Raw genomic sequence first — 14,630 nt, 5'->3', positions numbered from 1 at the left:
AAGACAGTATAATCTTGGTGATTACCTTTGAAGCTCAAAAACCTGTATATCGAAAACATTCGGAGTTATAAGAAACTGGATTTTACATTTGAAGACGGAGTTACAGTCATTTCCGGGGTTAACGGGAGCGGGAAGTCCAGCCTGCTTGAAGCCTGTTTTATGGGGCTTTTCGGGAGTAAAATCCTCTCAAAGGATTTTGTGCTTGCAGATGTAATCTTTAAAGGGGCTGAAACTGCGAAAATAAGCCTGGGTTTTGAGCATTTAGGGCAGGATTATCTTATCGAACAAGCTTTCAGGTATTCGTCTAAAAGTGAAAATGCTTCGAACTCAAAATGCGTACTCTATGCCAATGGAGAATGTATCGTCGATCAGGCTACACGGACTTACGAAGAGGTCTGTTCCCTTTTAAATATGGATGAAGAGGCATACAGGAACTGCGCTTACATCCGGCAGGGCGAAATTGATGTACTCATTAATGCAAGACCAAGAGACAGGCAGCGCATGATAGATGACCTTTTACAGCTTGGAAAACTTGAAGAGTACAGGGAAAGAGCAGGCAGTGCAAAAACGGCTGTCAAAAGGCTTCAAAGGGATGTAGGTAGCAACCTTTCAGCCGTAAAAGCCGAAATCGAGAAAATTGAAAGTACGGAACCACATGCAGTGCTGAACGGGCTCAGGCAGAAGATAAAGGAATGCGATGCAGCATTAGAAAAATGTAATAAAGATAAAGAGGTTGCAGCAGCCCAAAAAGAAAAACTCGATATGATGATTGCAGAGTACAGGGAACGACTTCAAGAAATCAACACTCTGAAACAGGCCCTACTTAAATCCCAGGAGAGTAAAGCTAGCTGCATCAGGGAAAGAGAAATCCTCTCAGGAGAAACCCATGAGCAAAGGCAGGTTCTGCTCGGACTGGAATGGGAAAATAATTCTATCCGGGAAGAATGCGGCTTTGGAGACCTTGATATTGAGACACTGAGCTTGCAACAGGAAAAAGAAGAGTTCCTTGTCAGGGAAAAGATGAATGGGATTTCAAAAGAACTTGCTCTCCTTCTAAGGGAAAAGGAAATCCACACTCAGGCCTTAAGTGACCTTGAAAAAGAGAAGGCTGAGGTTGAACAGATATTCATGCAGTGCAGGGCTGATATAGGAGCTACAAATAGGGAAATCGAAAAAAACAGGAAAAGTATCCTGAAAATCGAGGAAGAAAATAAAAGACTTAAGGAAACTGCGAAAGATGCTATAAATTTCTCCGAAACCTATGAAATTTCCTTATTTATAAAGGAACTGGAAGAAAAAGAGAGCCTATTGCATGAAAGGAGAAACGAAGCCTCTACAAAGCTTGCTCTTGCCTTCAAAGAAAAAGAAACCGGAGATATAAATCTTCTCACGCTTGATAAGGAACTTCAAAATTTCAGGGTCGCGGTCCAGAAGGGCAAAACCGAAATTGAGATCCTTGAAGAAAAGCTCCGGGAGAATGCAAGGGCAGTTCAGGAGGTCCAGGAACAGAAGTCCGAAGCTTCCACAGGGCTAAAGGGGCTTGGGTTCACCGGAGAACAGCTTGAGGATCTGGAATCTCTAAGTGAACTGCTTCTGGAGAATAAAAACAGGCTGCATGGGCGGGAAAAAGAGCTTGAGGCGACCATCAGAGAGCTTGATAAGGTACTCCGTAAAAACCAGCAATTGCTTGCCGAAGGAAAATGCCCAACCTGTGGGCAGGAGCTTAAAGGCTCAGAGATTGCCTGCATGGCAGAGGAATCTGAACAGAAGAAAGAAAAGCTTGCAGCAGAACTTCTTGATATAAAGCTCCAGCAGGCTGAGATTGAGAAAAAGCTCAACCGACTAAAGGATGCAAAAAAGCTGGAGAAAAGGATCTCGGATTACGACCTGGAAATCGAAAAACTCAGGAATAAAGCAAAAGAGATTCAAGAAAGGATAACGATCCATAAAACCCGGATTGAGGAAGATTCCCTTAAACTCGAGGGACTTAACAGGCAAAAGCAGGAACTTGAAACTAAAATGGGTCAGCTCCTACCCGATATAAAAGCCCTTCAGGGCTGGGAGGAAGCAGCCAGGAAAGCCCACAGCGAGAGTGAAAAAACTCTTCGGGAGGCAAAAGCCTTTGAGAAAAAGCTTGCTGAAAACGCTTCGGAGATTGATGTCCTGAATGGAAAAATAAGGACATCTCTTACACTGATTGAAAACTATGGGCAGAGGCTTGGAGAGCTCAATGAAAAATTGATAGGACTTGCCGAACGTGAGAATCTGGAGAAGGAGAAACTCAAGGCTCTGGGAGTTGAGCTTGAGGCATTGAGGACGAAAGAAGACCTGGCAAAAAAAGCCCATCAGAAAAGCGAAAATCTCCTCCTGCAAGTAAAAAAGCTCAGAGCGAATCTGCTCCGCATGGATATCATAAAGCACAAAATTTCCGAGCTTGAAGCTTCCATAAAGAACCTTACGGAAAAGATCGGTTTCTTTGACCGGGAAATCCTTGAAAGAAATGAGCGGGTGAAACAGCTTGAGAGAAAGCTACAGGGACATAGGTTTGAAGATCTCCAGAATAAACGTGCTCTGCTTGAAGCGTATCAGGCAAACCTTTCCGAGAAAATCCGACAAATTACAGCTTCAAAAGATGCATTTTTAAAAGAAGCCGGTATGATCGAGAACAGCTTAAAACGCCGCAATGAGCTGAAAGAAGAACTCAAAGCTCTTGAAAACAGACAGCTATATCTTGAAGCCGTGTACAGTAATGCTGAGGATCTTGAGAACATGTATGTGCGTGTTCGGGCTGATATGCGGGCAAGAAACATAGGGGCCCTTTCTACCCTGCTGAATGAAATGTTTAGCTTCATGTACACGAACAATGCATATTCCCATATAGAACTCGACTCGGAGTATAACCTTAAGGTTTACAGAAAAGACGGTACGCCTCTTCAGCCCAAACTCCTCAGCGGGGGAGAACGTGCCATTTTTAATCTTGTCCTGCGCTGCGCTATCTACAGACTTCTTGCTCTCGGTTTTGGTGGTGACAGGGCAGATGGGCTTCCGCCCATGATTTTAGACGAGCCCACTGTTTTCCTGGACCGCGGACATATAAACCAGCTTTTGAAACTCATAGACCTGATGCGCAGCATAGGGGTAGGTCAGATTATTGTAGTCTCCCATGACGAAACCCTAATAGATTCCGCAGACCATGTCTTCCAGGTAGAAAAAGATCCTCTTACCAATATGTCGTCTATTGTAAAAGTTTAACCTCACGCGTGGCGTCGCTCGATCAAAACCGTTGCGCGCTTGACCACGCCGTCATGCTAATTTTTGATCAAACTTTTTTCTAAAAAGTTTGCGATAAAACCTTTTCTCAAAAGGCTTTTGTTGCGTCGCTTGACCACGCTGTTGCCAGGGGTTTTCGCTCAAGCTTTTTTTCAAAGGTTTTTGATCAAACTTTTTCTGAAAAAGTTTGCGGTTCACCAGTATACCAGATAATTAAATAGCTCATCAAGTTCCTCTTTATATTCCTCAAAAAAGCTAAAGTTCTTTACGAGGTAGCCCTCTGCAGGGAGGTCCTCGAGATACCCGTACCAGTAAACAACCATACCTTCCCCGAAGATTTCGGCATATTCTCTAAACTGCTTCTTCGAGTAATGCTCGTGTTCGAAGTCATCTCCAAATAAGGCTTTGCTTTCAATCCAGTTGACCATGAGGTTGTCTATGCATACAGGGTCTGCAAGCACAAAATCTGGGGTCTTGCCTTCTCCTTTAGCCCGAATCTCTGCCTCGGTGCAATATGGAATTCCTCTGTCATCGAGCCATTTCTGGATGAGTGCTTCTCCCATCTCGCCTTTTTTACACTGCATCTCGTGAGCATGGGGGGAAAAGAAATGATCAGCTTCCAGGGCTCTTTTGACTTCTCTTCTAAGGCGGCGACTTTCGATTGAATCTACATGTTTAAAAAACCAGTTTATACTTTTCTTGGGAATTTCACAATTTTTCATAATAAGTGATGCCATGAGGGTCGGAGGAAAGCCTGTGTATTCTGCGAGATCAAGAATGGTACGTCCCTGTTTCCATTTTAAAAAAAGCTCATTTTCTCTGGAATAAATTCTCCTGTGTTTGAATCTCGTCTTTTTCACAACTTTCTGGTTGAGAATTGTTGCAATCACTCCAACAGGTTTAGAGTATTCTTCCGAAAGGCGGAAAACATCTTTAAAGTCATGCAGTGAACTGTATATTTCCTGATATGTCTGGCGGTCCATCCTGAATCATCATATCTCTTTTTGTTTTTTCCCGTGCAGGTAAAATTAAAGTTAAGCGGCATAAAAGATGAAAATCTTACGATACCAAAAGTCTCTCTCAGACGTTCAGTTGATTTTCCTCATAATTCCTTCTATGCTCATAGTTTATAATCATAATCGATGCCTCAAAACCTGGAACAGTCGATGTCTTGACAGAGTAATGCCGACTTATTTCGGATACTGGGGTGAAGAGGATATCTCTTCTTCGCGAGTAAATACCTTCTTCCGGAATTTCTGCCTGTATATTCGGGTTATTTTCCGGATGGAGTATAGCTAACTAAGCAAACCTTTTCACAAGCCTTTTGAAAAAAGGCTTGAGCGAAAACCCCTGGCAACAGCGTGGTCAAGCGACGCAACAAAAGCCTTTTGAGAAAAGGTTTTATCGAAAATGGTAAGCTTTTGGATTTGAGAACCTTATCCCCAAACCCTATCCAGCGTGATAAACCGGCGCAACGGTTTCGGTCAAGCCTTTTCGTAAAAGGGTTGCGGTGCAATGGTATCGGCGCGGAGGGTTTTGAAAAGCCTTGCGTTGCCCCATTTGATCATGCCGGCTGAGTCAATCCTTTTTTCAAAAGGCTATAGGCCAACGGTTTTGTTTAACTCCAGAAATCCTCATCGTAAGTGTCAGGAAGGTCTATTTCCATCACTTCGTCAAGCTTCTTACGTTTTTCCCTGTTCTCTGGGGGCTGTTTTGCTTTTTCTCCCCTTAACAGGTAAGAGTTATTTTTTTTATCGGTATCAAAGGTTGCAAAGATTGTTGTGTGCTTATCTCTTGAAATGACTTTATCCGGGATTCTCGGCTTTTCCTGAATTCTTGGCTGCGTTTTTGCGCAGATGATAGGGTTCTGTTCTGCCGGCTCTTCTCTCAATCTGGATTCCAGCCTTATAGAGGCTTTTTCGATTTCACTGGCATTATATCTTTCTCTCAGCCTTTTGTCGTGGATTTTCTTGGATCTCTCAGGAGTTTTTGTAATAGCCTCCTGGAACTCCTGGCTCTGAGTAAAGCTTGCTTCTTTTCTCTCTGCAGGTCTTTTCGTAGGTCTCTCTATGAGCCTTGTGGGGGTCCAATCCCCTTTTTCAGAGGCATTCTTTCTTTTAGAATGGGGCTGCCTGCCTAATTTGCGGAAAGTATCTTCAGCATAGGTATCCCTGTTGCGGTCCACTTTCCCGGATTTAATTTTACTTGTTGTGCTGTAACCTATAAGGCAGGTGGGTTCTCTCGTTCTCCACTCAAGGCAGAAGAGATGGCACTCCCGCCCTTTACATGTCTGGTTTTCATCAAGAGGGCAAACTTCTGGAAGGGTCATACTACTAAAAATAGCAATATATAAAAAATAGTTAACGGTAATAAAAATTTAAGTATTTTTATCAGAGTCCTTTAAGGGCGTCTGCAATCAGGGGGGCAACACTCAACCTGCTCTCGGCTCTCTCAAGGGTATCGGTTCCGATTATATCCTTTACTCCTGCATTGAAGAGCCTTAAAGCTGCATTCCTTGCAAGTACGGGATGTACGCAGGCGGTATAAACGTCTGCTGCTCCCTGATTTCTGAGCATTTTGATGGATTCTGCCATTGTTCCGCCTGTTGCAATCATATCATCTACAAGGACAACACGCCTGCCTGTCACATCGAGATTCTTTGTCTTGATTACAACCGTATCCCCGCTTAGCCTTGTTTTCTCAAGATGGTCATAATCAAAGCCCAGCCCTGAAGAGATATTCTTTATAAGTCCTTCGGCTCCGGAATCAGGAGCGAGCAGAAGAGGATCTTTCAAGCCAAGCCCTGCAATATACTCCCCTACCAGTTTAGCTGCATCAAGGTTTTCCGCAGGGCTGGGGAAGTGTTTAAGCACGCTTTTTTCATGGATATTTATGGTAAAGACACGGTCAGCGTTGATGCAGCGGGCAACTGCGCGAGCACTGATCGGCTCTCCGGGTTTGAACTTCTTATCCTGTCTGGCGTATCCCATGTAAGGAATTACAACATTGAGCTCACCTGCGCCTTCACAGGCATCAATAAGCTGGAGCAGGGAAACAAGATCCGAGTCGGTGGGCGTGCTCTGGATAAGGGTCACGCGCTCGTTTTCGATTTCTTCTGTGATTCGGAGATAAAGTTCCTCGTCAGGGAAGCGATTAAACTCGCAGAGCACAGGCTCTGTCCCTAAAGCTCGGGCAGTGCGGCTGGCTAGTAATTGTGATGCTGGTCCACCTATGATCTTCAAGATATATACCTCAGTCTGCCGTCTTGATATATCCTATCCTTTAAAAAGCTTATTTTTATGGGCTTACCCTGGGCATTTACAATTCAGTCTATAATTAAGAATTTCTCATTAAAGTCTACGTGAAAAGATCGCTGGTTATCGATCACAGTTATCTGTTACATCAAAATCAACATCATTGATTCATCTTCAGCAGGCTTAGTAGTTACAAAAGTTCACCCTTTAAGCTTTTCGAGCACCCGAATATTCTGTATTGAAGTACTGGGGTAATTCCCACTTTCATCTTTTTCCGCCGATTTAACCATATCCCATATAGTCAGCAAAGCTGCCGAAACCCCTGTAAGAGCTTCCATCTCAACCCCTGTTTTCCCCACAGTCCTGACCTCAACTACAGTTGAAATTACTCCGTCCCCGATTTCAAAATCCACATCTATGGCTGTGATTGGGAGCTGGTGGCACATCGGGATTATCTCAGGTGTCTTTTTAACCGCAAGCACGGCTGCAACTCGAGCAGTTGCAAGCACATTGCCTTTTTCCACCGTTCCGGTTCTTATCTTCTCTATGGTTTCCCTGGAAAGCATAATTTCTCCAACAGCTCGAGCCAGTCTTGGAATCTCGCTCTTTTCGCTAATGTCTACCATACGCGCTCTGCCGGATTCAATGTGAGTAAACTGCTTTTCCACATAATCACCGTGTTTTTTATAATCTCGAATCAATCAATTCTGATCTGTTTTCTCTTTGAATAGTCTTCGATTAATTTTTCCAGCCTATTTACAAGTTCTCTGGCTTCTTCAAGGTTGAGTTTTATGATCTGTTCATCTTCTCCATGAAAAATATTAATTCTTATCCGGTTTCTTTCGATTTCCAGCTCGATTTTTCTTCCAATTTCCTGAACCATATAAAATGCCTCCCTATCCCGAGTACATTAGAATATTTTAAATGGATTTTTAAATCTTAGCGCTAAATAAATTCTACCGTTAGATAATTTGCAACGATAAATTAATTATAATACAGCATTTCCAGAATCCAGTATCTCAGTATCAGACTGATATCTTTAAAGCTTGTTTTTAATCTTTTTATCCAATATCAGCTTCTTTAATTATTTCGGTGATTTTTTCCAGAACGTCTGTTGCAAGCAGCCCATTGCCTGCTTTCTCAAAAGCAAGATCTCCTGCTGCCCCATTAATGTACGCTGCGCAGGCAGCCGCAAGAAAGGCGGGATTTCTGGAAAATAGTGATCCTGTAAGCCCTGCCAGGACATCACCTGTGCCTCCAACTGTCATGCCTGCATTTCCTGTCCTGTTCAGCAGGGTCTGTTTCCCATCCGAAATAATGTCGATTTTTCCTTTTAGAAGTGTTACAACTCCTTCTTTCTCCGAGAATTCCCTGACTGCTTTAATGCAGGAATCCTGGCTTTCAGGGGTTCTCATATCCCTCAAGAGAGCAAACTCTCCAGCGTGTGGGGTTACTATCAAATCACAGTTGCCTGCAAGGCTTTCAAAGATAGTACCTGATAGGGCTGCAAGAGCATCAGCATCTAGGACTGCTTTCCTGCAAAAGGGAAGGATTCTCCGGACGGTTTCCAGGGTTTCTGGTGCTCTCCCCAATCCCATCCCCATCACGACTACATTGTGGGAATTTATGAGATCCAGAAGGATTGAGAGATCCTCAGGGCAGAGAATATTCGAAGAAAGTTTTCGGACGATCAGGTTCGGAGAATAAGATGCCACGATTTCTGCTACATGTGCTGGGACTGCTGCGGTTACAAGATCTGCCCCGGCTTTAAGGGCTGCAAGAGCCGCAAGTGCAGGAGCGCCCGAGTACGGGCCGCCTCCTATAACAAGGATTCTTCCGGAATCGCCTTTATGTCCCGAGGATTCCCGCCTATTGAGTGTCATCAGGTCTCCTGGTCCGGTATATTGTTCGGCGTCGGCAAAAATTCCTATCTCGGCAACCCTTATAATTCCAGTGTACTCTTTTGCCTTCTCGCTCATGAGCCCTGCTTTCATACGGTGAAAAGTGACTGTAAGTCCTGCATGCACGGCTTTTTCAAAGCTTCCGCCGTCAGGGTCAAGTCCTGAGGGTATATCAATCGAGATTATTGTTTTTCCGGCTCTTCCTTCCCGATTTATATAATCAATAGCGGTGGATTCGGGTTCTTTTATCTTCCCTTTTATCCCGGTTCCGAATACAGCGTCTACAAGCAGGTCAGCCTCTGAGTACCAGTCCGAAGCCTCTGCTTCAAGCTGGCTCGAATCCGTTATTTCAATCACTTCTACACGGCTGAACTTCAGCAGGGAGAAATTGTGAAAAGCTTCCTTTGTTCCGATATCCCTGGCTTTTCCCAGCAGGATTAACTTTACTATATAACCTGAAGAGCCTGCGAGATGCCTGGCGGCAACAAAAGCGTCCCCTCCGTTGTTACCCCTACCTGCGATAAAAAGTACCCTGCCGCTTTCAAGCTTTTCCCGGACACTCTGTGCAATAGCGGCTCCTGCATTTTCCATTAACTGTATAAGTAGAAGTCCAAGACACTCACAATTTCTGTCTATTGCTTTCATTCTCAAAGAACTGATGCACTTCATAGTAGTTACCTGCCTGCTTATTTAATCTGGTATCCTGTTACTTGTTAACCTTTTGAAGATTTCTGCAAGCCTTAACTTCCTGGCTTATATACTGCCATAGAAATTATTATATATCTCTAGAGTAATTGAAGTGATTTACTTTGTATTTTAGACCAAGGAAACCTATTTGATATCATTAACTATATACATTACATTCCGGTATTACATAATACCGCAATTACTTAGTTTTCCGTAAAAATGTTATTAATTCCTTATGAGCATAATTCATTGAGTATAATTCCGTATAAGGATGATTCATAAAAACGTATAATGATGATTCATAAAAAGAGATGATTTGTAAACTAAACTTAGTAAGAGTAATTACCACCAGGAAATGGTCTAAAACTACAGCTAGCCTTAGAGTTAATTAACTGTAGTAAAACGTGAACAAGCAGGATTCTGATCAAATGTTTGCTTTCCTTTGCACGTGTCTGGACTTATAAAAGCATGGAGGACTATTTTTGCCTAATTTTTCAAAGGATGCAGATAGCAATCTTAAAAATACAGTCAAACCCAGATACCTTGTTCTGGGAAGTGGAAGTGTTGGTTTTGCGCTTGCGAAAGAGCTCAGGGAAAGCAATAAGCTCGTAATCATCGTTGATAAAGACGAAGCTAAGGTTGAAACTCTCAGAGAGGAAGGCTTTGAGGCCATTGTAGGCGATATCTCTGATCCTGAGCTCGTCGATAAGATTGACCTTAAAAACGTCGTTGTTATACTTTTCCTGACATCCAATAATGAGGCGAACAGGAAGGGCATCGAAAATTTCAAAATGGTAGTTAACCCTGATGTTCAGCTTTTTTCCAGAGCTTCGGACATTATTAACAAGGAAAAAATGGAAGATCTCGGGGCAGACTATGTATTTATGCCTTCCAAGCTTGTTGCGACTTCCCTTTCCCGTACCCTCGAGAGAGCCGAGTCGGTTCACAGGGGCAATAGGCTTGCACGGTGGCTAAAAGGGATAAGGGATAAAAAACTTGCCATTGTTATTCATGATAACCCCGATCCGGATGCTATTTCAAGCGGGCTTGCTCTGAAAGAGATTGCAAAGACCCTCGGGGTCGAAGCAAGCATCCTCTATCATGGCAGGATTGGGCATCAGGAAAACAAAGCTTTTTTAAATCTGCTCGGGATTGACCTTGGTAAGATGGAAGAGTACGACCTGAAAGACTTCGATGAAATCGCCCTGATAGATTGCTCGGTTCCCGGCGTTAATAATATGGTTCCCCCAAATTCTTATGTGGGCGTTGTTATTGACCATCACCCACCCGGGGATGCCGAAATAAAAGCTGAGTATATAGATATCCGGCCGAATTTCGGGGCAACTGCTACTATAATGACAAAGTACCTGCAGCAGCTCAATATCAATATTTCCAAAACCCTTGCAACGGCTCTGCTCTATGGGATCCGGACTGACACCCAGGATTTCAAGCGGAAGACCGACCCTGCAGACCTTTCAGCTGCTTCGTACCTTTACCCCCTTTCGAATCACGGGATTCTAGATCAGCTTGAGCAGCCCTCAATGGCTATCGAAACCCTTGATGTGCTTGGAGAAGCCATCAGGAACCGGCAGGTGCTGGGAAGTTATCTTCTTTCAAATGTCGGCAATATACGGGACAGGGATACCCTCCCACAGGCTGCAGATTACCTTCTGAGCCTTGAGGGAATCTCTACAACTGTAGTTTTCGGGGTCACTGAAGACCGTATCTATATTTCCGGGCGCAGTAACGATATCAGGATTAACCTGGGTGAAATCATGCGCCAAGCTTTCGGTGAAGATGCAGGTGGGCATGCAAACGCAGCAGGAGCCCAGATTCCCCTCGGGGTTTTCAGTGCTACGAAAGACCGGCAGACCTTACTGAGGCTGGTTAATGAAGCCGTTGTCAAAAGGTTCCTGAGTGCAGTCGGAGTCGAAAGTACGGGAGAATAAGGTTTCCAAGATTTTAGTAGATAACCACAACTGAAATCATTCTCTCAAAACATTGAAATCCCCTTCAGAAAGAAACGATAAGAAAAGAAATAATACGAGATAGTAAAGGAAGAACGATAAGAAAAGAAATAATACGAGATAGTAAAGGAAGAACGATAAGAAAAGAAATAATACGAGATAGTAAAGGAAGAAGCGATGAGAAAAGATAGAATACAGGATAGTAAGAGATAAAAATAAAGAAGAAAAGAGACCGGAGAATGGGAAAATAGCTTCTTCTTCCTCCATTCATTTTTTAATGTTTTTAATACTTCTAATTTCTTTAAGTTTCCTAACTTCTGTAAGCCTCTTAATTCTTTTAAATTCCTAACCTTTTTGAATTCCGATCTTTTGTAAATTTTCTAATTTTTCTAAAGCACTAGTATTTGTAAAGCTTCTTCTCCCTGATTCACAGACTTAAGAGTCAGGTTCAGGGGATGTCAGTTCGTCTCCAGGCTCTTCACTTCTATCCGGTTCCCGTTCAGGACATCATCTTCCGTTACCTGGATTCCTGAGACTGTAGCATTCCCTCCTGTACTCACGGAATAAGCCGATACAGCTCTAACTCCATGTGCTGTATTTTCGGTTGAGTAAGGTACGGTTATTTCAAATGAACTGTTTTTATCTGACATTGCCGTGTTCTGATAAGTGAATTCCCGACCTGTGTTCGAGTTGAGCACAAGGGTGGCAGTAACGTTCTGTCCCGGGCTTGCAGTACCTGAGAGTTTAGCTCCTGGGACGAATTCGAATATCTTTACATCATTTTTCTTGCCGCCCTTTTCCTCAGGGATAGAACTTTCATAAACAAGTCTCAGGTTTCCAAGATTTGATCCGTCGAGTTCATGAAGTTTGTATACTTCGGTATTCTTGAATTCATTTTTAGCTGTTGCAACGGTCTCAAGACCAGTTTTCCCTTTAACAGTTTCAATTTTGAAATACTGTTCAATATCCTTGCCTGCAAGCTCAACAATAGCCCCAAACTTGCCGCTCGCCATCTGTTTGTCGGTTATTACATACTTTACATTGAGCTTCTCCATAATTGCCTTTGCTTCTTCTTCGGAGTCAGTTGTGAAGAAATGGGCTGAGTCCTGTATGCCGGTTTGGAAATTGTTTGAAACGACAGGTCTTTTTGCCAGGTAAACAATCCAGTTTCCATAGTCCCACCAGCTCAAAACACTGTACTCGGGAGTTTCGGAAGGCTCAAGGTAATTCGAAGTCTCAGGGCTTGAGGCTTCAAGCCAGGTGAGAGCTTCTTTCCACTCAGGATCAACCGATCCTCCTTCTTTTGCAAAAGCAAACCCGGACCATATGCAGGGTATAAATACAAGCCCTATCAGTGCCACGGATGAGACAATTTTGAAGTAATCGGGCTGCTGGTCCTTTTTCGAGCCTAATGTATTGCTTATTTTCTGTTTTGATTTTTTCTTTGACTTTGTTTCTTTCTCCTCCTTAAGTGCAGACGTGGAGTTCTTCGCGGTTATTGGTCCTGACTTGATCAGTTTCCTTACTTCAGCCTCAAAGTCAAAGGACTCGAGTAATACCCAGAGGAAGTACGCGGTAAGAATTGAAACGTTTACTGCGAACAGATAGGAAAAGCGCCTCTGGGAAATTGCTAAATATGCAAAGAAAATTGACCATAAGAGGAAAAATATCCCTTCAGGCTTTGATTTTTCTCCTCTCCACTCAAGGCAAAGCAGGAAAAATCCTCCCAGAGCTGCAAGGAAGCAAAGTCCCAGGCTTGATAGTACTGGCGAAAAAGTAAGCTTTCCCTGCGCTGTTAAAAATAATGGCACAGCTTCAGCAATCGTACCTATGTATTCACCTTTTCCTAGGAAGAACCTCATTCCCTCAATTACGAAAGCATAGTATTCGGCAGAAAGAATCCTGAGGGAGAGAAGCCCTAACCCTGAGACCAGTATCAAGATGGCTGGATAGTATTTCCAGTTCAGATCCTTTTTCGAGATATATGAGGAAAAACCCCAGAGGATTAGGGTTCCTGCCACCAGGCTCAATACATAGAGTACCTGGAACCAGGATAGGTACATTGCGCTCATCTCAAGGCCCGGGCGCACAGACCTTGCTACAAGAGGAATAGTAAAGAGAAGTGTTGCAAGAAGGCTTGTAATGGTGCAGATAAGAAGATAATCGGAATTTTTCCCGGCTCTGAGGTCGAGTGTGGTTTGTATGAATGCGTAAAGCACAATAAAACTCACAAAAACCGGAGCTCCTATCCATGTGAAAATCAGTAGTGCGAAGAAAAGCCCGGATGCTGCTGCGGAAGCCAGCGTTTTAATATATTTCTTGTCGGAAGAGATGTTTTTAAGAGATGTCAGGGAGAGAGATCCCTCACCTGCCCATTTTAAGGCAAATATGAAGAATGCATAAGCTGAAGTTGATAGAAGCGTCTCTGCTACATGGTGGTCAACCGCTCCAAATCGGGATATGTATACGTGTGCTGGAAGCACTGCAAAAATGAAAGCTGCGAGAAGCGCGGTTTTTCTGTCAAATACCGAGCTAGTTACAAAATATAAAGGAATTATTGTCAGAATCCCCAGAAGTAAGGGCAGCAGGGCTCCTGCGAATTCGATGGTATATAAATCCGGCTGTCCCCCTCCCAGGATCATTGCAAGCAGAGCGCCTAACAGGTCAAAAAGAGGCGGCCACCCAATCTCAAAGCCCTGAGGGTAATTTATGTAAGAATCGAAATTAAGGGAATGGGGAAAATTGGAAGCTGTATATAAAATGCGCCGCATGTGGTAGAAGTCATCATATCCATTGAAAGTTATGCTTCCGTTTGCAGTGACTGAGGCGTATGACAGCATGCGCATGAGAAAAGCAACTATCACAACTGCAGTCAGAGCAATAATACTGAGTTTTAAATTATTCGCTGGCCGTTTTACCGCCGGACATCTCATGCCTTTGTTCGTTGTAACCATCTCTCTTAATTTTTATCTGTTTGCGTTATTGTACTTTTAAGTGAATTAATCTTTGATAGTATTGAATTAATATAATAACTTTAAGGTTGTCTAATCTAGATGAAAAGGTGAATACTCCTGATTCACAGCCTCATCTGGCAAATGTTATATATACCTCTCATAATGTTGATATGAAATTTTCAATATACTTATAACCGTTGAGCTTAATGAATTTCTGAGACTGCGAAAATATCCGTTATTACTCATGGAAGATCTAGTATTGTATTACTAGTGGAAGATCTGATAATACGTGAGAAATCTGTATTTGGCAGAAATTTGATGCCACCAGTAAACACTGTAGTGTTATTAATAAAAGCCCTGATTAATAAAAGCCCTGATATTAATAAAAGATTTGATACTATTATAAAAATTTGATATGATCAACAAAAAATCTGAATCAATCTGTACCACAAATAGAAGGATTTAAAACCTGATATCACCAGTAAAAAGCTCAACTACTAACAGCTAACATACTAACAGCTAACAGAAAGGTCTGGTATCACTAACTGAGGCCCCTGATACTACTGGCTAATGGATAGGATCGGAATCCTGCACATT

General features: G+C 43.0%; 10 protein-coding genes. 2 read left to right on the top strand and 8 right to left on the bottom strand.

Features of this window, described 5'->3' with window-relative positions:
- The first annotated feature begins 27 nt into the window (after positions 1 to 27).
- A complete protein-coding gene (locus AOB57_RS03105; protein WP_054298586.1) occupies positions 28 to 3,252 on the top strand; it encodes a DNA double-strand break repair ATPase Rad50 in 3,225 nt (1,074 codons plus the stop codon).
- Between the two features lie 51 nt (positions 3,253 to 3,303).
- Here the strand turns inward: AOB57_RS03105 and AOB57_RS03100 are convergent, their stop codons facing one another.
- The 7 genes from AOB57_RS03100 to AOB57_RS03070 form a co-directional block, all read right to left on the bottom strand.
- The gene (locus tag AOB57_RS03100; RefSeq protein WP_167829520.1) at positions 3,304 to 3,468 is read right to left on the bottom strand and encodes a hypothetical protein; all 165 of its coding nucleotides are present in this window, start codon (positions 3,466 to 3,468) and stop codon (positions 3,304 to 3,306) included.
- Positions 3,465 to 4,253: a C15orf41 family protein gene (locus AOB57_RS03095; protein ID WP_054298585.1), complete on the bottom strand. Its 789-nt coding sequence runs from the start codon at positions 4,251 to 4,253 to the stop codon at positions 3,465 to 3,467. Before AOB57_RS03095 ends, AOB57_RS03100 begins: the two co-directional genes overlap by 4 nt.
- Before the next feature lie 635 nt (positions 4,254 to 4,888).
- The gene (locus AOB57_RS03090; protein ID WP_054298584.1) at positions 4,889 to 5,599 is read right to left on the bottom strand and encodes a hypothetical protein; all 711 of its coding nucleotides are present in this window, start codon (positions 5,597 to 5,599) and stop codon (positions 4,889 to 4,891) included.
- Positions 5,600 to 5,660: 61 nt separating this feature from the next.
- The gene (locus AOB57_RS03085; protein WP_054298583.1) at positions 5,661 to 6,512 is read right to left on the bottom strand and encodes a ribose-phosphate diphosphokinase; all 852 of its coding nucleotides are present in this window, start codon (positions 6,510 to 6,512) and stop codon (positions 5,661 to 5,663) included.
- Between the two features lie 212 nt (positions 6,513 to 6,724).
- Complete coding sequence (gene moaC / locus AOB57_RS03080) at positions 6,725 to 7,192, bottom strand: cyclic pyranopterin monophosphate synthase MoaC (protein WP_054298582.1); 468 nt, start codon at positions 7,190 to 7,192, stop codon at positions 6,725 to 6,727.
- A 29-nt stretch (positions 7,193 to 7,221) separates the two neighbouring features.
- Complete coding sequence (locus AOB57_RS03075; protein WP_054298581.1) at positions 7,222 to 7,407, bottom strand: hypothetical protein; 186 nt, start codon at positions 7,405 to 7,407, stop codon at positions 7,222 to 7,224.
- Between the two features lie 178 nt (positions 7,408 to 7,585).
- The gene (locus tag AOB57_RS03070; protein WP_054298580.1) at positions 7,586 to 9,094 is read right to left on the bottom strand and encodes a bifunctional ADP-dependent NAD(P)H-hydrate dehydratase/NAD(P)H-hydrate epimerase; all 1,509 of its coding nucleotides are present in this window, start codon (positions 9,092 to 9,094) and stop codon (positions 7,586 to 7,588) included.
- Positions 9,095 to 9,594: 500 nt separating this feature from the next.
- Here AOB57_RS03070 and AOB57_RS03065 point away from each other — a divergent pair, with 500 nt between their 5' ends.
- A complete protein-coding gene (locus AOB57_RS03065) occupies positions 9,595 to 11,061 on the top strand; it encodes a DHH family phosphoesterase (protein ID WP_054298579.1) in 1,467 nt (488 codons plus the stop codon).
- A 476-nt stretch (positions 11,062 to 11,537) separates the two neighbouring features.
- On the opposite strand, the gene AOB57_RS03060 is transcribed toward AOB57_RS03065, so the two are convergent.
- The gene (locus tag AOB57_RS03060; protein ID WP_054298578.1) at positions 11,538 to 14,033 is read right to left on the bottom strand and encodes an oligosaccharyl transferase, archaeosortase A system-associated; all 2,496 of its coding nucleotides are present in this window, start codon (positions 14,031 to 14,033) and stop codon (positions 11,538 to 11,540) included.
- Positions 14,034 to 14,630: the final 597 nt, after the last annotated feature.

The sequence above is a fragment of the Methanosarcina flavescens genome (genome assembly GCF_001304615.2).
Classification (GTDB): Archaea; Halobacteriota; Methanosarcinia; order Methanosarcinales; family Methanosarcinaceae; genus Methanosarcina; species Methanosarcina flavescens.
The sequence above is the reverse complement of the archived record's forward strand: the minus strand, read 5'-3'. Positions and strand labels throughout refer to the sequence as shown.

Bases quoted from the DNA above. Each gene is read 5' to 3' on its own strand.
- AOB57_RS03095 (WP_054298585.1), bottom strand. From the start codon at position 4,253: ATGGACCGCCAGACATATCAGGAAATATACAGTTCACTGCATGACTTT.
- AOB57_RS03090 (WP_054298584.1), bottom strand. From the start codon at position 5,599: ATGACCCTTCCAGAAGTTTGCCCTCTTGATGAAAACCAGACATGTAAA.
- AOB57_RS03075 (WP_054298581.1), bottom strand. From the start codon at position 7,407: ATGGTTCAGGAAATTGGAAGAAAAATCGAGCTGGAAATCGAAAGAAAC.
- AOB57_RS03070 (WP_054298580.1), bottom strand. From the start codon at position 9,094: ATGAAGTGCATCAGTTCTTTGAGAATGAAAGCAATAGACAGAAATTGT.
- AOB57_RS03060 (WP_054298578.1), bottom strand. From the start codon at position 14,033: ATGGTTACAACGAACAAAGGCATGAGATGTCCGGCGGTAAAACGGCCA.